This window comes from Arthrospira sp. PCC 9901 (assembly GCF_059013425.1).
Map to the genome: position 1 here is coordinate 3,038,893 of NZ_CP102296.1, position 22,565 is coordinate 3,061,457.

General features: G+C 45.5%; 21 protein-coding genes. 9 read left to right on the plus strand and 12 right to left on the minus strand.

Translation table 11 applies throughout. The features are described 5' to 3' along the window. Positions 1 to 42: 42 nt before the first annotated feature. Positions 43 to 2,778, minus strand: a complete 2,736-nt coding sequence (locus NLZ44_RS13280; RefSeq protein WP_493750085.1) for a cation-transporting P-type ATPase — start codon at positions 2,776 to 2,778, stop codon at positions 43 to 45. A 385-nt stretch (positions 2,779 to 3,163) separates the two neighbouring features. On the opposite strand from NLZ44_RS13280, the gene NLZ44_RS13285 reads away from it, so the two are divergent. After that, on the plus strand, positions 3,164 to 3,994 hold the full coding sequence (locus NLZ44_RS13285) for a sulfurtransferase (RefSeq protein WP_493750086.1): 831 nt from the start codon (positions 3,164 to 3,166) through the stop codon (positions 3,992 to 3,994). A 3-nt stretch (positions 3,995 to 3,997) separates the two neighbouring features. On the opposite strand, the gene NLZ44_RS13290 is transcribed toward NLZ44_RS13285, so the two are convergent. Beyond that, entirely contained in the window at positions 3,998 to 4,531 is a 534-nt protein-coding gene (locus tag NLZ44_RS13290; RefSeq protein ID WP_008054052.1) for a pentapeptide repeat-containing protein, read from the minus strand. Between the two features lie 77 nt (positions 4,532 to 4,608). Here NLZ44_RS13290 and NLZ44_RS13295 point away from each other — a divergent pair, with 77 nt between their 5' ends. After that, positions 4,609 to 4,956, plus strand: a complete 348-nt coding sequence (locus NLZ44_RS13295) for a phage holin family protein (protein WP_046319150.1) — start codon at positions 4,609 to 4,611, stop codon at positions 4,954 to 4,956. 252 nt (positions 4,957 to 5,208) lie between these two features. On the opposite strand, the gene NLZ44_RS13300 is transcribed toward NLZ44_RS13295, so the two are convergent. The 10 genes from NLZ44_RS13300 to NLZ44_RS13345 form a co-directional block, all read right to left on the minus strand. Next, positions 5,209 to 5,712, minus strand: a complete 504-nt coding sequence (locus tag NLZ44_RS13300; RefSeq protein WP_493750087.1) for a hypothetical protein — start codon at positions 5,710 to 5,712, stop codon at positions 5,209 to 5,211. A 42-nt stretch (positions 5,713 to 5,754) separates the two neighbouring features. Further along, positions 5,755 to 9,300, minus strand: coding sequence for a methionine synthase (metH, locus tag NLZ44_RS13305; protein WP_493750088.1), 3,546 nt, complete (start codon positions 9,298 to 9,300; stop codon positions 5,755 to 5,757). 99 nt (positions 9,301 to 9,399) lie between these two features. Further along, positions 9,400 to 10,341, minus strand: a complete 942-nt coding sequence (locus NLZ44_RS13310; protein WP_493750089.1) for a spermine/spermidine synthase domain-containing protein — start codon at positions 10,339 to 10,341, stop codon at positions 9,400 to 9,402. Between the two features lie 240 nt (positions 10,342 to 10,581). Then, on the minus strand, positions 10,582 to 11,691 hold the full coding sequence (gene proB, locus NLZ44_RS13315) for a glutamate 5-kinase (protein ID WP_493750090.1): 1,110 nt from the start codon (positions 11,689 to 11,691) through the stop codon (positions 10,582 to 10,584). A gap of 38 nt (positions 11,692 to 11,729) precedes the next feature. Continuing rightward, positions 11,730 to 12,245, minus strand: coding sequence for a YqeG family HAD IIIA-type phosphatase (locus NLZ44_RS13320; protein WP_493750091.1), 516 nt, complete (start codon positions 12,243 to 12,245; stop codon positions 11,730 to 11,732). 60 nt (positions 12,246 to 12,305) lie between these two features. Continuing rightward, positions 12,306 to 13,376, minus strand: coding sequence for an endolytic transglycosylase MltG (gene mltG, locus NLZ44_RS13325; protein ID WP_493750092.1), 1,071 nt, complete (start codon positions 13,374 to 13,376; stop codon positions 12,306 to 12,308). Positions 13,377 to 13,430: 54 nt separating this feature from the next. After that, positions 13,431 to 14,006 (minus strand): DUF3727 domain-containing protein, encoded by a 576-nt coding sequence (locus NLZ44_RS13330; protein ID WP_493750093.1) that lies wholly within the window; start codon positions 14,004 to 14,006, stop codon positions 13,431 to 13,433. A gap of 121 nt (positions 14,007 to 14,127) precedes the next feature. Further along, complete coding sequence (gene ruvX / locus NLZ44_RS13335) at positions 14,128 to 14,574, minus strand: Holliday junction resolvase RuvX (RefSeq protein ID WP_006623646.1); 447 nt, start codon at positions 14,572 to 14,574, stop codon at positions 14,128 to 14,130. Between the two features lie 8 nt (positions 14,575 to 14,582). Next, positions 14,583 to 15,800 (minus strand): GNAT family N-acetyltransferase, encoded by a 1,218-nt coding sequence (locus NLZ44_RS13340; RefSeq protein ID WP_493750094.1) that lies wholly within the window; start codon positions 15,798 to 15,800, stop codon positions 14,583 to 14,585. Positions 15,801 to 15,846: 46 nt separating this feature from the next. Then, positions 15,847 to 17,037 (minus strand): F420-0:Gamma-glutamyl ligase, encoded by a 1,191-nt coding sequence (locus NLZ44_RS13345; RefSeq protein WP_493750095.1) that lies wholly within the window; start codon positions 17,035 to 17,037, stop codon positions 15,847 to 15,849. A gap of 291 nt (positions 17,038 to 17,328) precedes the next feature. On the opposite strand from NLZ44_RS13345, the gene rplU reads away from it, so the two are divergent. The 7 genes from rplU (at position 17,329) to NLZ44_RS13380 (ending at position 22,504) form a co-directional block, all read left to right on the plus strand. Next, positions 17,329 to 17,715 carry a 50S ribosomal protein L21 gene (gene rplU / locus NLZ44_RS13350; protein WP_493750096.1) on the plus strand — a complete coding sequence of 129 codons (387 nt, stop codon included), beginning with the start codon at positions 17,329 to 17,331 and terminating at the stop codon, positions 17,713 to 17,715. A 68-nt stretch (positions 17,716 to 17,783) separates the two neighbouring features. After that, positions 17,784 to 18,050: a 50S ribosomal protein L27 gene (gene rpmA / locus NLZ44_RS13355; RefSeq protein WP_006615800.1), complete on the plus strand. Its 267-nt coding sequence runs from the start codon at positions 17,784 to 17,786 to the stop codon at positions 18,048 to 18,050. 28 nt (positions 18,051 to 18,078) lie between these two features. Next, positions 18,079 to 18,225 carry a hypothetical protein gene (locus NLZ44_RS13360; protein WP_493750097.1) on the plus strand — a complete coding sequence of 49 codons (147 nt, stop codon included), beginning with the start codon at positions 18,079 to 18,081 and terminating at the stop codon, positions 18,223 to 18,225. Positions 18,226 to 18,406: 181 nt separating this feature from the next. Continuing rightward, complete coding sequence (locus NLZ44_RS13365) at positions 18,407 to 20,344, plus strand: carbamoyltransferase family protein (RefSeq protein ID WP_493750098.1); 1,938 nt, start codon at positions 18,407 to 18,409, stop codon at positions 20,342 to 20,344. 90 nt (positions 20,345 to 20,434) lie between these two features. After that, a complete protein-coding gene (locus tag NLZ44_RS13370) occupies positions 20,435 to 20,848 on the plus strand; it encodes an SxtJ family membrane protein (RefSeq protein WP_111892354.1) in 414 nt (137 codons plus the stop codon). Next, the gene (locus NLZ44_RS13375; protein WP_006617091.1) at positions 20,848 to 21,012 is read left to right on the plus strand and encodes a DUF5989 family protein; all 165 of its coding nucleotides are present in this window, start codon (positions 20,848 to 20,850) and stop codon (positions 21,010 to 21,012) included. The genes NLZ44_RS13370 and NLZ44_RS13375 overlap by 1 nt, the downstream gene beginning before the upstream one ends. A gap of 88 nt (positions 21,013 to 21,100) precedes the next feature. Further along, positions 21,101 to 22,504, plus strand: coding sequence for a hypothetical protein (locus tag NLZ44_RS13380; RefSeq protein ID WP_493750099.1), 1,404 nt, complete (start codon positions 21,101 to 21,103; stop codon positions 22,502 to 22,504). Positions 22,505 to 22,565 lie beyond the last annotated feature (61 nt).

Genomic DNA, 22,565 nt, shown 5'->3' on the forward strand with positions numbered 1-22,565 from the left:
TTAATTATGAGCTATTTACTGCCCCATGTCTAGTATCTAGGGTTAATTTTGGGCAAGTTGGTTGGGTGGGTCAATGCGGTTAGCGATCGCCGCCACGATAATCATAGGTAAACCTACCAGGAAACAGGTTAACCATTGTTGCAGGTCTAGGGGCGCAGTGCTGAACAAAGTATTCATGAAGCCTACCTGACTAAAGATAACCTGTAGAACCATGGTAACAGCAATACCAATCCAAATTACTGGCGCTTGGACGATTTCTGTATCTTTCCCCAGTAGTTTGGAGTAGAGAGTTTCGCCAATTTGACTGAGACTAATAAGGTAGAATACCCGCCCAAATACCAGGGCTTGAATTGCCATGGTCCGGGCGATCGCTTCTTCTTCGGTAGTCATCCTCACCCATTCAAACATTCCAAAAATCAGCACCCAGTTAAAGACAGAAATCAACAGAATTCGCAGGAGTAGTGGCTTATTTAACAGAGGTCGATTAGGGGAGAGGGGGGGTTGTTCCATCACTTGTTTAGACTTAGGTTCAAAAGCCAGGGGAACCGTCATAGCGATGGAGTTAATCATATTTAACCACAAGACTTGTAGGGAGAGAATAGGTAACAATCGGTCGAGGAGGACACTAATAACAATAGTCATGGACTCCCCGCCATTGACAGGTAAGATAAAGGCGATCGCCTTAATCAAATTACGGTAAACCGTGCGCCCTTCTTCCACCGCCGCCTCAATAGAAGCGAAATTATCATCCGTCAAAACCATATCGGAGGCTTCTTTAGCCACCTCGGTTCCCGTTTGTCCCATAGCCACACCAATATCAGCCTGTTTAAGCGCCGGCGCATCATTGACCCCATCCCCCGTCATGGCGACAATATCTCCCCGAGACTGTAACGCTTCCACCAGGCGCAATTTTTGTTCGGGGGCGACCCGCGCAAATACCACGCCATCTTCAGCCGCGTTAATAAACTCTTGCTGATCCATCTGGCTAAGGTCTTCTCCGGTGAAAGCAATAACTCTCCCCGACCGTTTCAGGCGCATTTGGGAGGCGATCGCACTAGCGGTGATGATATGGTCTCCCGTAATCATTTTGACCCGAATACCAGCATTTTTACAGGCGGCTACAGCCCTAATTGCTTCTTCGCGTGGGGGGTCAATCATTCCCTGTAAGCCGAGAAACTCTAACCCCTGTGCAATATCCTCATGGTCTAGGGTAGTTTGCTGGGTCGGTTTTCTGGCGATCGCTAATACCCGTAACCCAGAAGCTGCCATAGTTTCAGCCTGTTGATGAATTTCCGCAGCATCTACCGGAATGATTCTGCCGTCAGAGTCTAACATTTCATCGCAGCGGGAAACAATAGCTTCCACCGAACCCTTAACATAAATTACCAATGTTTGGCGATCGCTAGATTCATGCAAAGTCGCCATATATTGATATTCTGACTCAAAGGGAATCACATCTTGGCGAGGCATTTCTGCTTCCAATGCAGCCAGGGTAAATCCCACTTTGCGCGCGCTAACAATTAAAGCCCCTTCCGTCGGGTCTCCTACAATTTTCCAGATGTTTTCTTCCTGAATTAAATGGGAGTCATTACACAACATCCCCCCTCGCAAACATTCTTCAAGGACAGGGTTATCTGCTAAGTTAATCCCTTCATCTGCTAAGGATATATTCCCCTCTGGTGTATAACCACTACCCGAAACCTGGTAATTTTCACCCCCAGCATAAATCTGCTGGACCGTCATTTGATTTTCCGTTAAAGTTCCCGTTTTATCAGAACAAATAACCGTCGCACTTCCCAGAGTTTCCACAGCCGGGAGTTTCCGAATAATAGCATGGCGGTTAGCCATCCGAGAAACCCCAATAGCTAGGGCGACTGTTACCACTGCTGGTAAACCTTCCGGAATTGCACTAACTGCTAGGGCGATCGTCGCTTCAAACACATCGTTTAAACTCTGCCCATATCCTAACCCTACCGCCAACGTCAACGCTGCCACTGCCAGGATAATATAAAGCAGTTGGCGGCTGAATTTATCAAATTTCCGAGTTAGGGGAGTAATCAGATTATTTTGTTTTTCCATTAACTGGGAAATCCGCCCCGTTTCCGTATTTTTCCCAGTAGCGATAACTATGCCTCGCCCTTGTCCTGCTGTCACAAAACTGCCAGCATAACCCATGCTTTTCCGGTCTCCCAGAGAGGCATTTGCCTCTACCGTATCTGGGTGTTTCTCCACCGCCGTCGATTCTCCCGTTAGGGCGGATTCATTAACTTGTAAATTCTTGGTTTCTACCAGGCGCAAATCTGCCGGAACTTTATCGCCAGAAGCTATAAAGACAATATCCCCAGGGACTATTTCCGATGAAGGAACCTTGTTTTTTTCACCATTTCTATATACCGTCGCTTCCGTTTCTATGGACGATGACAGGGCGGCGATCGCATTTTCCGCTTTAGTTTCTTGGATAAAGCTAACTATAGCATTAATCAGCACTACCGCCCAAATCACCCAACCATTAGCACTTTGCCATCCTTCTAATACAAACTTAATCCCCCCAGCAATAATGAGGATATAAAGTAGAGGTTGATTGAATTGTTCTAAAAATCGGATAATCGGATGTTTACCGCCCTTACTTTCCAGGCGATTTAAGCCAAATTTTTCCTGTCTTTTCGCAACTTCTTCCGAGTTTAAACCTTGTTCTAGGTTAGCCCCAACTTCAGCAGCCGTGTCAGCGATCGCTAAACAATGCCAGAGTTTTGGGAGTAAAGATTTATCGTCATTCATAATCTCAATTTGGTAATGTTCAAAGGGTGAACCATAGCCCACGAAAATATAGTTATAGGCGAGACAGTAGCCATGGTTAAGGTTATCGAAAGATTAAGATGTCCGCACAGAGAGGGTTAGTCATCCTACCAACTAGGATAAGTGCTGACATCCGCTCTCAACAGACTTAGTGATAACAATATGTATCATATCTAACAATCGTCTATTTTCCAAGTTTTTACCTGGGGGATGTAGTTCAATGTCAATTATACTGATTGGGCGAGACTATAGGAATCGGTGATGATTGAGGAGAAAATCGGGGGGGATTTTGTCAAAAAACTGCCAATATATGATATAATACCCCGTGCAAATATCGCTAATCCGATAGCAGGGAGATGGAATTTTAATGGTGAATACTGAACCGATTGTTTCCCCCGAATGGTTACGCGAAAATCTAAATAATCCCCAGGTGAAAATTGTGGACTGTCGTTTTGCCTTGGCTGATCCAGCGTGGGGACAACAACAGTATCAACAGAGTCACATTTTAGGCGCTTTTCATCTGGATCTCAACCGTGATCTGTCTTCACCAGTGACTAAACATGGGGGCCGTCATCCCTTGCCCAATATCGATGAACTAGCTGATAAATTGGGTACAATGGGGATTGAATTTGGGGAAACTCATGTAGTAGCCTATGACCATGCCCGATTTGCCTTTGCTGGGCGGCTGTGGTGGCTGTTAAGATATATGGGTCACGATCGCATTAGTTTACTCGATGGTGGCTTTAACAGTTGGCAGGCGGCGGGTTATCCCGTATCTGAAGAGTTGCCAGGTTCACCACCTGCTAAGTTTACCCCCAAATTGCGATCGGATTGGGTGGTAAGTTATGAACAGGTGAAAGCGCGCAAGGATCAGCCTGGCGTGATTTTAGTTGATTCTCGTGACCATGACCGCTATTTAGGCAAACATGAACCCATAGACCCCATAGCCGGACATATTCCCGGCGCGGTGAATTTACCCTGGCAACAAGTCACCGATGATCAAGGTTTTGTGAAGTCTACACAACAGCAGCGGTGGACTGACTATCAGGAAGCTGAGGAAATTATCGTTTACTGTGGGTCAGGAGTCACAGCCTGCGCCAATTTGTTATCCCTGGAATTGGCAGGCTTATCCCAGGGAAAATTGTATGCCGGAAGTTGGAGTGATTGGTGTTCCTATCAACTAGACCCCGAAGGCTGAAGCCTAACGACACCCCAGGGAGTAGCGGGTATCAACTCCCGTCCTAGAGTTGACACCTTCTGCCCTCAGACAGAGTTGGCGCAACTGTTCCCGATCAAAAATAGCATCGGTAAAGTCTGCGCCAGTGATTTTGGTATCAGCAAAAGTAGACCCCAAAAACAGGGCTTCCGTAAAAATCGAATCGCTTAGGTCTGCCTGGGAAAAGTCTACCTGATCCACCATAGCATAGGTGAGGTCTGCTTTTCTCATCGTCACCCCCAGCATAATTGCCCGACTGAACACAGAACCTCGCAATTCGGCTTCGTCAAAGTTAGCATATTCCAGATTGGAGTTGGCAAATTCGGCGGCGGGTAGTTTTTGACCCGAAAAATCGCGGTTTTGCAGCAAGCTGTGGTTAAAAAACAGGTGGGACGGGTTCTCAGCTAGGGCTAACCCCGGTCCCATAGTTAATATTAGTCCTACCCATAAGGCGATCGCTAATGATCCAATCATCCTCTTCAATGCCAAAAGTCCCATAAAAATATCTCGAATAACCACAATCTATCTCCAGGATAGCGAACTACAGCAGCCTTTTCACTACAATGGGAAACCAAAGACGAGGTTAAACTGTATTGATGATTAATTTTTTCTTGACTTGGCTGTTAGCAGCTATTGCGCTGTCCATTACCGCTTATTTAGTGCCGGGTTTGGATCTGGAGAGTTGGCAAGCTGCTGCTGTAGGGGCGATCGTTATGGGGTTGGTAAATGCCATTATTAAACCAATTTTAACCATCCTCACCCTACCCTTAACCCTCTTAACCCTAGGTTTGTTCCTTTTTGTCGTTAACGCCATTTCCCTATACCTAGTCGCAAAATTTACCCCCGGTTTTACCATTAATGGATTTTGGCCAGCCCTATGGGGTTCTATCGTCCTCTCCTTAGTTTCCTGGGGTATGAGTCAAATCGCCAACCAAGCTGAGTAGATATGTAGATTGTTGAGATTTTCCCGACTCTAGGTTAAGGCGGTGGGTTATTCCTGGCAATATCAACCCCCCGCCTTTTTCATCCCCAACCCCCATTACAGCCTGTTCAGAAATAATCTGATCACCTCTCAAAGTCCCTCTCCCTCTTTGGGAGAGGGATTTAGGGTGAGGGCAATGTATTAAGCGACTGGTGAACAAGCTGTATAAACTATTGACTCAGATTGAACATCAAAAAGTCATCATTCTTAACTATTAATAGATATCGTGAATCTTCAGATCCGTCATGTCTAAATGTTTGTAGGACATCCACCCTATTTGTGCATCATTAAACCAATTTTGTTTGTCTGCGGTACATAAAGCGCGACCACACCACCATATCCCCAGATTTTTATTAACATAAGTCGCATCAAATATCTCAACAAAGGCTCCTAATGGTAGCTTTTCGATAATGTTGTTACTATCGTTAGGGTTAGGGGATCTTCTCAAATTTAACCCCTCAGTTTTCACCTTAGCAATACATTCAAATACATCAACATGAACCTTGGGAATATACCAGGAAGTAGAACGATTTTGTTCTCCTGAACCCAAATCGGAATCTATAATCATCTCATAATGTCCGTCTTCCAAATAACGACTATTATTCCAAGCGATAAAACTAGCGCCCGCCGGAACTTCGATTTTTTCATGACTAGGTAGTTGATTAGCCGGGATAGGTCTGGCTTTAAAAATGGTGCGGGTATGCACAAAAACTTTCATGATTAGTTACCTCAGTAATAGAGATGGTTGAGTTGAGATATATTAGGCGCTAAAATACTTAGCCGCTGGGTGGTAAGTGATAATCGCAGTAGTAGACTGTTCCGGGTAAAGCTGTTCACTTTCATCCATATATAAACCAATCACCTCTGCTTTCAACAGATCTAACTGTTTATATTGGTCTTGCATATTCGGACAAGCCGGATAGCCGAAACTGTAACGGGAACCTCGATAACGCTGCTTGAGGATATCGCGAATATTATCAGCATCCTCCCCACCAAAACCTAACTCGCGGCGAATGCGGGCGTGTAACCATTCTGCCATAGCTTCAGCCGTTTGTACTGCCATACCATGAAAATACAAATAATTGGTATAATCATCAGCAGCAAATAGCTTCTGGGCGTAATCTGTCGCGATTTGTCCGACGGTAACCGCGTGCATCGGAAAAACGTCCATTTGACCGCTATCTTTAGGAGCGAAAAAGTCAGCAATACAGAGGCGACGACCAGACCGCTGGCGGGGAAATTCAAAACTGGTAATTGGTTCGGAAATTTCTCCTGCCTTAATTTTTTCGGGGTCATAAATTAACAGCGTGTTCCCTTCCGACTGACAGGGGAAATAACCATACACGGCGCGGGGGTGGAGTAGGTTTTCGCTAATAATTCGCTGTTTCCACTCTGCCAAAATTGGATAAACTTTAGCTTCTAAAAACTGGTTATATTCTGACCTGGGCTGTCCTTGGGGTTTACGGAACTGCCATTGTCCGGCGGTTAGGGCTTGTAAATCCAAATACCAGAATAATTCATCAAAGGGCATATCCGCAGGTTCCAGAACTTTTACCCCCCAGAATGGCGGGGTAGGACGGTCTATATCTACGGCTACGGCTTCGGAACGTCGGGTATCTACTACTTTGGGGGTGTCAGGTTCTGGCTGGTCTGGTTGTGCTGACTGTTGATTATCACCATTAGCGGTGATGGTTTCATCTTCGACAAATTCATCTAAAAAGCCTTTGAAATCTTCCCATTTTCCGGCTTTCTTGGCTGGCATCAATTTATCCATAAAGGTGAGGTCGGAAAAGGCATCTTTCCCATAAATTACCCGCCCTTTATAGGTGTTTTGACAGTCTTCATAGACAAATTTGGAGGTTAAAGCCGCACCGCCTAAAATCACGGGAACGGTAATTCCTTCTTGGTTAAATACCTCTAAGTTATCTTTCATAAATGCGGTGGATTTTACCAGTAAACCACTCATGGCGATGCAGTCGGCGTTATGTTCTCGGTAGGCGGCAATGATATTATCAACGGGTTGTTTAATGCCTAAGTTAACGACTTTATAACCGTTGTTAGAAAGGATGATATCAACTAGGTTTTTGCCGATGTCGTGAACATCTCCTTTAACTGTGGCAATTACAAAGGTTCCTTTGGCGTTATTTCCAGATTCGGATTTTTCCATAAACGGCTCTAGGTAAGCAACCGCCGCCTTCATGGTTTGGGCGGACTGGAGAACAAAGGGTAATTGCATTTGACCAGACCCAAATAGTTCCCCGACAACTTTCATCCCGTCTAATAGGAAAATGTTAATAATATCTAGAGGTGGATACTTTTTGATGGCTTCGGCGAGAGCATCTTCTAAGCCTATGCGTTCCCCATCAATGATATGCTGTTTGAGGCGTTCCTCAATTGGTAGATTAGCATCACCACTGCGATCGCGTTTAGTAGTTTTACCTTCAAATAGGGTGGTTAATTTAGTTAAGGGGTCGTAGGTACAAACATCCCCATCAAACTGTCTTTGGTCATAAATCAAGTGGCGACAAACTTCTTGATGTTCGGGTTCAATTTTAGCCAGAGGTAGGATTTTATTAGCAGTCACAATAGCGGCATCCAAACCCACGGCCATGGTTTCGTGCAAAAACACTGAATTTAACACCTGTCGCGCCGCCGGGTTCAAACCAAAGGAAATATTAGATATCCCTAATAAAATATGGCAGCCGGGGAGTTCTTGGCGCATTTGGTTAATGGCTTCAATAGTGGCTTTACCATTTTCGCGGTCTTCTTCAATTCCGGTAGAAATAGGTAAAGCTAGGGGGTCAAAAAAGATTTCGGTGGCGGCGATACCAAAGGCGATCGCATCATTATAAGCCCTTTTAGCGATCGCAAACTTTTTGGCGGCTGTCCGCGCCATTCCCTCCTCGTCAATGGTTCCCACCACCACACCAGCGCCGTATTTTTTCGCCAATTCCAACACCTTATAAAACCGAGGTTCCCCGTCTTCGTAGTTAGTAGAATTAAGTAAACATTTCCCCCCAGCGACCTTTAAGCCCGCCTCCATTTTTTCCCATTCCGTAGAATCCAACATCAGAGGTAAATTAACATTAGTCACCAGTCGAGATACCAACTCGTGCATATCTCGGACTCCGTTGCGACCCACATAATCCACGTTCACATCAAGAATTTGCGCCCCTTCTTTCACCTGTGCTTTAGCGAGGGCGACCAAACCATCCCAGTCCTCGGCATTGAGTAAATCCCGGCATTTTTTAGACCCGCTGGCGTTGAGTCTTTCACCTACAATTAAAAACGAGTTTTCCTGTTCATAACTGATGGTACTGTAGATAGAAGCCGCAGAGGGTGTAATCTGAGGATGGCGAGGTTTTGGGGTCAAGGTTTGGGCAATTTCCGCCAAGGCTTTAATATGGTCAGGACGGGTTCCACAACAGCCGCCAATCACCTGTACTCCCAAATCTTCTATAAAGTGCATTAAAGCCATTTTTAACTCTAGGGGGGTGAGTTTATAATGAGCTTGACCGCCGACATTTTCCGGTAAACCAGCGTTAGGAATACAGGAGACCACAAAGGGGGAATGTTCTGATAAATAGGCGATGTGTTCCTTCATTAAATCGGGACCGGTGGCGCAGTTTAGTCCCAAAATATCGATTTGATAGGGTTCGAGAATAGTTAGGGCGGCGCTAATTTCGGAACCGACTAACATAGTTCCAAAAGCCTCCATAGTTACGGATACCATAATTGGTCGCCGTTCCCCTTTCATTTTAAATACTTCTTCGATACCATTAAGGGCGGCTTTAATTTGCAGGACATCCTGACAGGTTTCGACAATAAACAGGTCTACCCCACCATCAAATAAACCTTCTGCTTGTTGACAAAAAGCACGTTCTAGGGTATCAAAATCAATATGTCCGAGGGTGGGGAGTTTAGTCCCCGGTCCCATGGAACCTGCCACAAAGCGAGGTTTTTCGGGGCTGGAAAATTCAGCAGCGACGCTTTTAGCAAGTGTGGCGGCGGTTTTATTCAGTTGATAGGCTTGGTCGGCGAGGTCATATTCTGCTAAGACGATAGAAGTCCCCCCAAAGGTATCGGTTTCAATAACATCAGCGCCAGCTTGCAAAAATTGGCGGTGGACGGTAGCGACGGCTTCGGGTTTGGTGTGGACGAGGTATTCGTTACAGCCTTCGTATTCTTTCCCCCCAAAGTCTTCGGCGGTGAGGTTTTGGACTTGTAGGTTAGTTCCCATTGCGCCATCAAAGATGATTACTGGACGTTGGGGACTGTGAAGGCGTTGTAAAAATAGGCTTTCCATAGGGGATTTTAAAGATAGATTTTCTTTTAGATCGACTGGATATTATGGTTAAGATGCGATCGCAGCTATCCACTATTTTTACACAATTTTCGCCCAGATTCACCCCCAATTATTTATCGAGTGATTTTGAGGGGGGTTGGCTAGGGTGTACACTTGGGTTTCAGATGCGATCGCATTTCTTAGGTAGGTAGGGATCTGAAATAATCCTAACAGAGTGTTTCCGTCTAACATCCTTAACCCTCCCTTCGTCTGGGTAGCTAATAACTGATTAACTGATTCCGGGTCAGGTCGGGAGGAAATCGGCTGTTTAGATGCTAACACAAACCCCCAAGGTTCTCCAAAACTGGGAACATCACTGCTATAGCTTTGGATATGGGGAAATACTTGATTGATGGTATGGGCGACTTTTGTATGAAACCTCAATCCAGCTAACGCGGTTGAGCCAGCTTGTACTACTAGGAAACCATCGGGTTTCAGGACTCGCGCCATTTTGCTAAAATATTCTTGGGTAAACAGTTGAAAAGATGGTCCTGACTCTACCGGGTCGGACAGGTCAGAGATAATCACATCCCACTGTTGAGAACAGCTATCTAGGAAGTTAATGGCGTTGTCAATATGAACTGTAGTGCGGGGGTCATCAAAGGCGCGATCGCTCATTTCGGGTAAATAGTTTTTACAGGCTGCTACCACTTCTTGATCTAGGTCTACCATCACTACTTCTTTCACGGTATGCCAGCGCAACACTTCCCGCACAGTCGCACCTTCTCCACCTCCTAATATAAGAACTTTTTGGGGTTTGCCGTGATAAATCAAGGCGGGTTGCACCAAGGGTTCATGATATAAAAATTCATCAACCATACATGATTGCAGTTTCCCGTCTAAAACCAAAACCCGACCATAAGATACGGTTTCTAAAATCTCCATTTTCTGATAGGCAGTCTGCTGAGAAAGTAGAACCCTGATGACACCGTGAGCATAAATATCCCAAGATGTTATATAATCATTAAGCCACAAGTCGGCTGCTATCCGACTACCCACCATGAGTTATCCTCCTTGTTTATGGGTCGAATCCCACAGTAATTATAAATCATCTGATTTGGGTTCTGTGGTTAAATGGTCCAATCATAGGAATAGATCAGCCTGGGTATTTTTTGTTATGAATAGTGATTGCTCAGATGGCGCTATGTATCCCCCCAGTCCCTAGGTGACGGTGAACCCCAGCGGATATGACCATAGATAAACGTCATCATCTCTGGTGGTATTGACAGCTAAAAAAACCGGCTACAGGATGACTAAATTATCTCGATGTATGACAGTTTCCGCCCCAGAATAACCGAGAATTTCGGGGATTTGTTCCGAGTGACAACCTTTAATTTTCTGCATTTGGGAACTACTATAGTTAACTAAACCCCTGGCAAATTCTTGGCTGTGATTATCACATAATTGCACAGAATCATTAGGGTTAAATTCTCCCTCCACCCTGATAATTCCTGCGGCTAGGAGAGACTTTCCCCCCTCTTTAATAGCTTTAATTGCGCCGGGGTCAAGGTAAAGTTTACCCATAGGAACCAAGACATTAGCGATCCAGTGGCGACGGGAATTTACGGGGCGAGATTGAGGTTCAAATTGAGTACCGATCGCATCTCCGCTGAGAATTTTTTTAAGATTAGTAGGATGTTTACCATCAGTAATGACAGTACGCACCCCGGAACTGGTAGCAATACGCGCCGCCTCAATTTTGGTAATCATCCCCCCAGTCCCCCAACTGCTGCGGGAGGAACCTACCTCGACTTGAAATTCTTGTAACTGTTGAATATTAGTAACTAAATGAATGGGTTTAGCATGAGGGTTACTGCGAGGGTCGGCGGAATAAAGGCTTTCGACATCAGTTAACATAAATAGCCAATCTGCTTCTACTAAACTAGCCACTAAAGCCGATAAAGTATCATTATCCCCAAACCGTAATTCATCGACAGCGACGGTATCATTTTCATTGACAATAGGAATGACACCTAATTTGAGCAGTTGTTGAAAGGTATTATAAGCGTTGACATAGCCGCTGCGTTGCACTAAATCTCCGCGAGTTAGCAAGACTTGGGCGATGGGTTGTTTGAGGGTAGTAAATAAATCATCATAAACCCTAATCAAGCGCCCCTGTCCGACGGCGGCGACGGCTTGTTTAAGGGCGATCACCCTAGGTCTTTCGGTTAATCCTAGGCGATCGCGTCCTACTCCCACCGCACCAGAGGACACCAAAACCACGCGATTTCCGTTTCTGCGTAGATCGGTTAAAGTCTCTACCAGAGTCGCCAAGGTTGACAGCGCCAAGTGTCCAGTTTCCGACTGGGTTAAACTGGAAGTACCAATTTTGACAACAATAGTACAGGTCATAATTGTTGAGGGGAGAGGGGGGGGAGGTTTGGGAGTGGTTAACTTTTCAAAACAGCGCCAAAGAGTTTAGATATCCAAACTTCGATAGATCTAGTTGAGAAAGATATACCAGTTTGCATGGGGTCCACCATGGGTTCCACTAGAATTGTAAACATTCCCAAACGGTTTCCCGCCAGAACATCGGTAAATAGGCGATCGCCGACCATTGCAATTTGACCGGTGGGGATATCCATAGCATCGACCGCTTGACGAAGTTTCCGACGGGAGGGTTTAGCGGCGGCGTTAATGTATGGTAAACCCAGGGCGTTAGCAATACCACTAATGCGAGTATGGCTGATATTGTTGCTAACTAACCAGAGGGAAAATAGGGGTCTAACATTTTCTACCCACTCTCGCAACTCATCAGAGACTTCCTGGGTGGTGATAGGTACTAAAGTCTCATCGACATCTAACACCAGTCCTTTGAGATCATACTGATGAAGGATATCAGGTGTAAGCTGCATAATCGAGTCGCCCAGAACCAGATCCGGTTCTAAAAGTTTGCCCCAGGACATAGCTGATCGTAGAGTTGAACTCTACCATCCTACATTAAAACAGAGTAACTCATGACATTTTCATTGATTAGCGAGTTGTCGTTCAACTTCTGCGATCGCCGCCTGATGTTCCTCTCCGGTGCGGCTAAAGATATGAGTACCATCATACCGAGCCATAAAATAGAGGTAATCTGTTTCGGCTGGATTTAGGGTAGCCTTTAAACTAGCCACACCTGGGGAGGCGATCGCTGTTGGTGGGAGTCCCACATTCAGATAAGTATTGTAAGGTCCCGGAGTTTCCACCTGTCTAAAAGTTAGAGGTTGGTCAACAGTTTGGCGAATCCCCAGACCATATTCTACTGTAGGATCTGCAGCCAATGGCATTCCCATTCTGAGGCGATTATGAAACACCCCAGAAATCAAATTCCGTTCATCAGCCACCACCGCCTCTTTTTCCACAATACTAGCCAGTGCTACCCATTCATTGAGATCGAGATTGTGTCTGTCTCGGCTTTGTTGATAAATTGGTAGCGCCACCCTTTCAAATTGAGTTAGCATCTGGTTAATCACGGCTTTAGGGGTAATCAAATCACTAGCCAGCACATAGGTATCAGGATATAAAAATCCTTCCAGTATAGGTAATCCTTGTGGCAACCATGGATATTGATCTAATGGTATTTGTTGAGCTTGTGCGATAAACTCCTCCGCCGAAAAGAACCCTTGTGCTTGGAAATATTCGGCCATTTCCCGAATCGACCACCCCTCTGGAATGGTAAAGCTGGTTTGCATCACTTCCCCAGTCCAAATGCGATCGGCAATTGCACTGAGGGACTCCGTAGGAGATAGCTGGTAATTTCCCGCTTTAAATTCTCCATCTGGGTCTCGGAAAACCAACCACCTAGACCATAACCGCCAAGCTGTCGATGATCTAATCAAGCCAGCGCTTTCCAAATCGAGACCAATTTGCTGGCTAGATGTTCCTGGGGGAATTGAAATCAGGATAGCAGTTTCCGAGCTGGCATTTTCCCCGATCGCATCTTCATCTACAGGGGGGGAACTAGCCCAACTCCACCAACTCCATCCTTGCCACCCAAAAAACACCCAAACTAATGGTACAACGGTGTAAAAAATACCTTTAGAAATCCGTCCCATAACCTATTCTATCAATTCCTGATAACTACTTTTGCTCAATTAGCAGTTCGGCTTTTAGCTAAAATCTCCAAAGAGTTTTTCCTCAATCATCGGTAGTAGTGGTTCAATTTTATCTAACTCTTCAGAAGATAGCAATTGGGGTTCACCTTTCTCATTCATACGAGCCATAATAAAAAATGGATCGAGGGGAGTATAAATGCCATATTCTTGTTCTTCATGATAAAAAGTGGTGAGCATTAACAGTTCCTCATAATCTTCTTCCCCCCCGCCCACAGAGCCATTCTCTTCCACACCATTATCAAAAATGTCCTCTGGTAGTTCCCCAGCCACAGTCAAGGTGACTGCTGTACGTTTGAGGGTAAGGTTTTGTTCTTCCAGAACTACTTTAGCCGTATCAAAAATGCTATCTATGACCGCTTCTGACTCTACCGGAACCGCCACCTCTTCATCCTCATCATCAGACCAAGTGAGGATTTCCACGGGGGTATCGAGGGGAAGCAGCAAAATATATTCTTCCCCGTCTAGGCTAAAAGATGACTCAATTGTGCATTCAATCGATCGCCCTTGTTCATCAGTTAGGGTAGTGGCCTCTGGTTCGGGGATATTCTCGTCGGAAAATTGGGATGGCATGATTTTTGAAAGTAGTATGGTTGCTCAAAAAGAATAAGGCAATGCTAATTGTACCGATGGGTACAATTGATACAGATCCACTTGCACCAGAAAGAATACCATAACAGTGATATCTTAACCCCTAGGATTTGTTTCGGCGTTGATCGAGCCACTGTTGCAGAATCAAGGCGGCAGCTTTGCGATCGATTAGCGCCTTATTCTCAGACAAGGGGATTTTTTGCCCTTTTAACATCTGTTCAGCCTCCACAGATGTTAAGCGCTCATCCACATATTCCACGGGTAGAGCCAGGGATTTTTGCAGTCGTCGGGTATATTTTTGGATCTGACGGGCTTGGGTTCCTAACTCTCCATTGCTCAAATAGGGTAAACCGACGACCAAAATTTGCACCTGGCGCTGTTGGATGATGGCTTGAAACTGGGCCAAATCCGCCTCAAAGTGGGTGCGGACAATAGTAGTTAACCCGGTGGCGATTAATCCGGTACCATCACAGCCAGCCACTCCAATGCGACGGCGACCGATATCTAAGCCTAGGGCTGATATATAGCCTTTGGGGATGATGTCATTCATCGGCAGGTTTAATTGGGGTCTGGCGCACCACTATCGGCGATAGTTTGGGGTGGAATTTTGGAGGAATCAGCAGTGCTGGTTTGATCATCATGGGTCTGATGATGCTCCATGGGTCCCAGCCATGACATTCCCCCAGGAACTGGCTTTCTCGATGGTTGCAAACTTTGGAGAACTTCCGACCATTGGAGAGGTTCGGCGATCGTTTTTGACTCACGCAATTTGTGCCAAACCGATCGCGACATTAGTACAGTGTGTTCCACCGGCTCGGCTCCGACTTTTTGTAAATAGGCTTCGCGTTCCGGTTGATAATCCACCGAAGCCAGTCGCAGGGACTGAGGCGGAAAATCTTGGACCAATTGAGCCATTTGACATAAAAGTTCTGGGTATAACCAAGTATAGGCAGGATGAACGGTTAATTCAGCTTGATGGGGTTGGCGACCATCTCGACACAATTGGATTTGAAAATAACCGATCGCCGCCTTCCGTTGGGGTTCAAACACATAACCGCTCACCTGTTCGATGCCATCAAGCCATTGTCGCACTCCATCGACGATCGCTCTGATCACATTAGTTTGAAAATCGAGAATATGGCGATCGAACACCTGTCGGACTTGGGGAGGCATAGAAACCGTATCTAATTGATACAACAATTGAGCATCAGCATTGCTGACCGGAAGTAGATTAGGGACATCCGCCACAGATTGGGCTAAATCAGCCAGCAATTCAGGTTCTACAGACCAGTAAGTGATTTTAGCCAGAGGTTGGAACCCATTTTGTCGATATAGAGCCAAATCATCTTTATCGTTAACATTGACCTCCAAAACCCAAGTTCTAGCTTCCCAGATAGTTTCAAAGCAGTATCGCAACAGTTGGGAACCAATACTACTAGACGAAGTTCTGGGGTCTACGGACACTCGTTTAACCTGCCAGGTGCTACGGGTACGGTTAAACGGGGAAACTCTGATCACTCCTTGAACCTGTCCCCCCTGTTCCGCCACATAGGTATTAAATAGATGCTGACAGGGGTTAGGAAACCAACTCAGAAATCGGAGTAAGCCATACCAGAGTCGCAGTTGTTTGGTTTCCGGGTCAATGGTGCGGTCTTCGCGCCATGGCTCATCTACCGGCTGGGTAAGCTGAGACAAACGCTCAAAAGCCTCTAAATCGCGGTATTGAAAGGCGCGAATTGTCGCCTGAGTTTGATTGGGAGAAGGAAATAAATTCATGTAAATCCTGGGGTTTTGGGGTCTTGGTAGATCATTTTAGGTAGAGTTAAAGGCTTTGATCCGATTCGGGACGGATCAGAACTAATGGGGTGCGCTCATCAGCATTTCCGGCGGGATTGCTTCTAAGCGATCGCTCCACTAAAGCCGTAGATAAACCAGAAGTAGCTGCTAATATTTTAACCGCTTTCAAGTCGTTAACGTCTACAATGGCCGCTTCTAGTCCCGTCGCTTGGCGAATACGGTTAACTACTCCTTGAGGGTCTTTTGGACCAAGAACAATAAATTGATCGTAAGGTGGTAAGGTTCCGGTGACATCATCAATAAGGCGTGCTTGTTCCCCTGCTAATTCGTAAAACCCGCCTGGATGACCTAATACTTTGCCAATAGCGCCTCCGACAAAGGCTCCGAAAACCCGCACCGGACCGACTATATCGACCAGGGTTTGCAGTCCGCAGGCGGTGGCTAGGCTGGAGGTGGGCATAAAAAAGTAACAAATTCGCACCGCTACCCATCCGGGTTTGACTTCCGTTGGGTGGCGGAACCTACCTTGAATTAAGGCTAGGGGAGTTTCTCCCATTGTAACAATATCTCCCGGTTTGGCGTGTGGCATTACATAACGCTGTACTACTTCCACGGGATCATCTAGTTGCGCCAGGAGATGGGTGCGGATCGGGAATACTTGACCGCCGCCTTCTACGGGGCGAGGAGTGGGGGGGATTTGCGGATCTGGGTATTGCATGGGAATCACCAAATGGCGGACTTTGGGTATTCTGCCTTGGGGTCCATAGGTGACGTAGCGAATTTGTACCCAAGCTGACTGGAGTTCCTTGAGGTTTGGGCTTTGAATGTCGATAATTACTTGGAATCGGGTGATTTTGCGCGCTTTGACGATATAGGCTAACCAGTAATCATCGGCTCTGGGGGTGGTGTCTTCATGGGCGGCAATGATGCGGGTGTTTACCCTGGTATTGGCTAAACTCCCATCAGATAGGAGTTTGACTTTGGCTGTCACCTCCGGCACCATTATTTCTAGGGTCTTGGTCCGGTTGCAGAGTTCAAATTCTCCTTTGAGGAGGAGTCTTTGGGGTTCTGTGGGTGTCTTTTCCCAATTGACGGCTCTTAGTTCTAGGTCATTACCCGGACGGTTACGATGCTGCCATTCTAAGGCAATTAAAATGATGCCGATCGCTACTACCATGGCGATCGCTAACGATAAAATCAGATTTACAATAATCACACCAGCCCCCCAATAAAGCTATCAAACATGAGATCGACATTATTCTAGGTTATCCTTACCAGTTCCACATAATCAATAATGTTTCTGGTAACTATAGGGTTAATGGTGCTTGACAAACAGTGATGGAATATGAAATAATAAGAGATTGTCTGTCTAAATCTGGCTCGGATCAGGTTCAGATATTGCTAAATGCTAGTGGTGAGCGATCGCGCCTTGTGGAAATGGCAACCATAAACAAATAGGCGATCGTCTACTGTTGGCTACCTGTACGGCAACTTTACTAACAATTCCATGACTTACGCAATTATTGAAACGGGCGGTAAACAAGTGCGGGTAGAACCGGGTAGGTTCTACGATGTTGAATCGCTACCAGTAGATCAAGATGAAAAACTAACCATCGAGAAAGTGCTGCTGGTTCAGCATGATGGTAACGTCCATATCGGTCAGCCTCTAGTAGCTGGGGCAACCGTTGAGGGGACAATTGTGCGGCACTTCCGCGATCGCAAAGTTATCGTGTATAAAATGCGACCCAAGAAGAAAACCCGCAAAAAACGGGGCCACCGCCAAGAAGTAACCCGATTGATGATTGATTCAATTACTCTCAACGGGGAAGTTTTGGCCAGTCGCGAACAGTCAGAAACCCCAACCTCAGAACCCCAGGCTGCGACAGCAGAATAAATTGGGAGTTGGTCCTCAACTAAAGCCAACTATAATTTTTAAGATATCAGGTTAATTAGGAGAAGATCATGGCTCATAAGAAAGGAACAGGAAGCACCCGTAACGGTCGCGACTCTAACGCCCAGCGTTTGGGAGTCAAACGCTATGGCGGTCAAGTAGTCAGTGCAGGTAATATCCTCGTGCGTCAGCGTGGCTGTAAGTTCCACCCTGGGAACAATGTAGGCATTGGCAAAGATGATACTCTATTTGCCAAAGTAGATGGAGTTGTGCAATTTGAGCGCCGGGGGAAAAGCGGCAAGAAAGTCAGCGTTTATCCCGTAGAAGTAGCATCCTAGCCATAGTAGGGCGGGTTTCCCACCAGCCTTGTCAGATATTTTTTCCATAACCGGACTCCATAAGTGTCCGGTTTTTTCAGTTTTCGGGGAAATATGTAGTGATGAAATCACCAATTTCCGTGAAATTCGGGTACAACTACAGGAACAAGTTCCGGTTGAACCGAATCAGTGGTAGTCTATTGGCGATCGCCAGTTTCGGCTAACCCCCTTACCCTAATGACTACCAGCCCTTATGCAATTAAATTTTCCCATTCGCGTTAACCTTGACCAGGAATTCGCTATAATCTGTGGATATTTTGACCGTTGACCCACAACTAACCCCAAAAACCTTAATTCCATTCTGTGAGGAGATATGAATGAACATACTTGGAATCTCGGCTTACTATCATGACAGTGCAGCCGCTCTCGTGCGGGATGGAGAAATTATCGCCGCCGCCCAAGAGGAGAGGTTTTCGCGCAAAAAACACGATGCCAGATTTCCCCAAAACGCCATTCGCTACTGTCTTCAGGAAGCAAATATCACCCTATTCGATGTCGATCGCATCATTTTCTATGATAAACCCCTAGTCAAATTCGAGCGCCTGCTAGAAACCTACATCAGCTATGCTCCCCGTGGGTTTCGGTCTTTTCTGGCCGCCATGCCAATTTGGTTAAAAGAAAAACTTTATCTGAAAACCGTATTAAAAAAAGAACTTTCAGCCATCATGGGGGTCAAAAAAGCCAAACTCCCCCCCCTCATGTTTACCGAACATCACCAATCCCACGCCGCCTCAGCCTTTTTTCCCAGTCCCTTCCAGAAAGCAGCCGTCATGTGTTTAGACGGTGTAGGGGAATGGGCCACCACTTCCGTATGGTTAGGCGACGGTAATAACCTGACCCCCCTGTGGGAAATCGACTTTCCCCACTCTCTCGGTTTACTGTACTCAGCCTTCACCTACTACACCGGCTTTAAAGTCAACTCTGGCGAATATAAACTCATGGGGTTAGCGCCCTATGGTCAACCTCGCTATGTTGATCGGATTCTAACCCATTTAATCGACCTCAAGGATGATGGCACATTCCGGTTGAATATGAAGTATTTCAACTATGCCACCGGGTTAACCATGACCAACAAGAAGTTTGACCAGTTGTTTGACGGACCCCCTCGGAAAGCCGAAGGTCAACTCACTCAACGGGAAATGGATATCGCCGCTTCCATTCAGGTCGTCACAGAAGAAGTAGTGCTGCGCCTAGGTCGGACCGTACAAAAAGAACTCAATGTTGATTATCTGTGTTTAGCTGGCGGAGTCGCCCTCAACTGTGTAGCTAATGGTCGCCTGTTGCGAGAAGGTCCCTTTAAGGATATTTGGATACAACCCGCAGCAGGAGACGCAGGAGGTGCATTAGGGGCAGCCTTGGCTGTTTGGTATCAATATTGTGAACAACCCCGCCAGGTGAGGCAGCCAGCCGCTATAGAGAACGAAATCGAACTCGAAGCCGCCGGAGCCACCGAAACAGCAGTCGCCACTATAACCCCTCGGGTTATTCCTGGCACCGCCCCCGCTGATATGATGAAAGGCTCCTATTTGGGTCCATCTTTTAGCAATTCCGATATTCAGGATTATCTCAATTCCATTGATGCTAAATATATGTATTTGGCAGATGTTGAATTGATGCCTAGGTTAGCCGAAATTTTAGCTGATGGTAATGTCGTCGGCTGGTTCCAAGGTCGGATGGAATTTGGGCCGCGTGCTTTGGGAGGTAGGTCAATTATTGGCGACCCTCGTAACACTAAAATGCAGTCCGTCATGAATCTGAAAATTAAATATAGGGAGTCTTTCCGACCCTTTGCGCCTTCCGTGTTAGCAGAGCGTGTCGCTGATTATTTTGAACACAATACCCACAGTCCTTATATGTTGATGGTGGCTCCCGTTAAGGAGTCTCGCCGGATTCCTATGACCCCCGAACAAGAACAACTTTTTGGGATTGAAAAGCTCAATATTCCCCGGTCCGAAATTCCCGCTATTACCCATGTCGATTATTCCGCACGCATTCAAACTGTACACCCAGAAACTAACCCCCGCTATCACAGTCTAATTAGTCATTTTGACAAACTTACAGGCTGCGGTCTACTCGTTAATACCTCTTTTAATGTGCGGGGTGAACCTATTGTTTGCACCCCCGAAGATGCCTACCGCTGCTTTATGCGGACCGAGATGGATTATCTCGTTTTGGAAAATTATCTACTCGCCAAAACTGCACAAACTCCCTGGTCAAAAGATGATTCCTGGAAAAATGAGTTTGAGTTAGATTAATCCCTAGGAGCCACTTCTGGTGGCTTCTCTCCCCCCAGGATAGCTGTTTTTCCCGGTTCTCTGTTATATAATTGGTTGCAAAAATCCACTATGACTGATCACGATATCCCCAAACTTGATCGAAAAGGCTTGCGGGAATTTGGCTTGACAACAGGTGCAATTTGTGCTGGCTTGTTCGGCTTACTGCTACCATTAATTTTCCGCCACTGGCCGCCCCCAGCTTGGCCCTGGGTCGTAGCCACTATTCTCTGGGTTTGGTCTTTCCTGTCTCCGTCAACTCTCAATCCGGTTTATTATACTTGGATGCGGATAGGTTTGGTTTTGGCTGGGATTAATACCCGAATTATTTTGGGGGCTGTGTTTTACGTTATGATTGCACCCATGGGGGCGATTAAGCGTTTATTTGGCTCTGATGCCATGAGACGAGATCTAGATCCTAACGTATCAACCTACCGGGTTCCCAGTCAAGTCCGTTCAAGAGTAAGTATGGAGCGTCCTTTCTAGTGTTTGAAGCAACATTAGATTTTCTGAAAGATTTGTGGGGTTTTCTGCGGGAGCGCAAAAAATATTGGCTGCTACCGTTGATTATTACTATGGTGTTATTGGGGGCTCTGATTGTCCTTAGTCAAGGGTCAGCGATCGCACCTTTCATTTATACTTTATTTTGATACTGTATTAGCGTCGAAATTGTTGGCAATTGGGGGAAAGAATAATTTTCTAACCCCCTAATTTCTTGATTTTCCTGACCTGGATTATATGAAAAATCTGCCATTATTTAAACGACCATCAACCCCCATTGAGGAAAAATCCGCTAAACGGGGGGTGGTTAATCGAGAGTTGCTCGGAATTGTGGGCATTAATTTAGCCCTAATTTTACTCATCTTAGAAGTCGTACCTCTCCTGTTTTACCTAGTCACAGAACAGCGGTTTATTTATACTCATAATCGTGATAAAACCGCCACAAATCAACTTCTAGAACAGATAGGGGTGAGGGAACAACCTACCGGAAACAATGATGATAAAAATGCTATAGTCGAGCGTTTTCACCCCTTTTTTGGCTATGTATTAAAACCCGGCTTATTTGCGGATAATCCCTTTGGCTTGCGGGTGAATAACTACGGATTTTTTTCTCTCCACGATTACCCCTTTATCAGACTGAATGATAATCAGTTTATTATTGGTATCTTTGGCGGTTCTGTAGCCGTTGATTTTGCCAACTATGAAGTCACTCACAAGGAATTATCAAATACTTTAATTCAACAACTCAGAACAGTTCCCGAACTAGCAAATAAAGAATTTATTATCTTAAACTTTGCTCATGGGGGTTATAAACAACCTCAACAGTTATTAATTCTCAACTACTTTTTATCCATTGGTCAGGAATTAGACCTAGTGGTTAATATTGATGGTTTTAATGAAGTCGCATTACCACCATTAAATAATCAAGCATCCGTCCCAGTTTCCATGCCGAGTTTCCAACACATTCAACCCCTAACCGCCTTGGCTAATACTAATATTCCCGTGGTTTTAGCTTTGGCGGAAATGAACGAAACCCGTGACAAATTAGTCCGTCAAATTCAGCGTTTAGAAAACTGTAAACTCGCCTCCTGTTATGCTTGGAATTCCTATCAAGTTAATCAACTAACTAGAAGATATCAAAGCCAGGTCGCAGCCTTAGATACCATGCAGATTGAGTTACGCCAAAATGAAGATGATTTAGCCAATAGTTTAATCTCCATACCCCAAAATCCCCAGGTTTTACCAGATGACATAGCCTTTGATAAAATGGTAGATATCTGGTTTAACTCTTCCCAGATGATTCATCAAACTTTAGCAAATAAAAATATCCCTTATTTTCATGCAATACAGCCTAATCAGTATCATCCCACCCAAAGAACTTTCACCGCCGAAGAAATTGCCATTTTTGATGATAACCCATATATCGAAGGAGTTAGACAAGGCTATCCTCGGTTACTTTCCAGAGGGGAAGATTTACCAAATTTTGGTGTTAATGTTATCAATGCTGTGACAGTTTTTGACACCAAACCAGAAACGGTATATAGAGACAGTTGTTGTCACTATACACCCAGAGGTCAAGAAATCTTTACTGAATATATTGGCAATTCCATTGTTAACCGTCTCCAGTCAATAACCCCCTAAGTATTCGGCTATAACTTATATATGAGTTGCTAATGTTTGACAGTTTCGATGATTATCACCT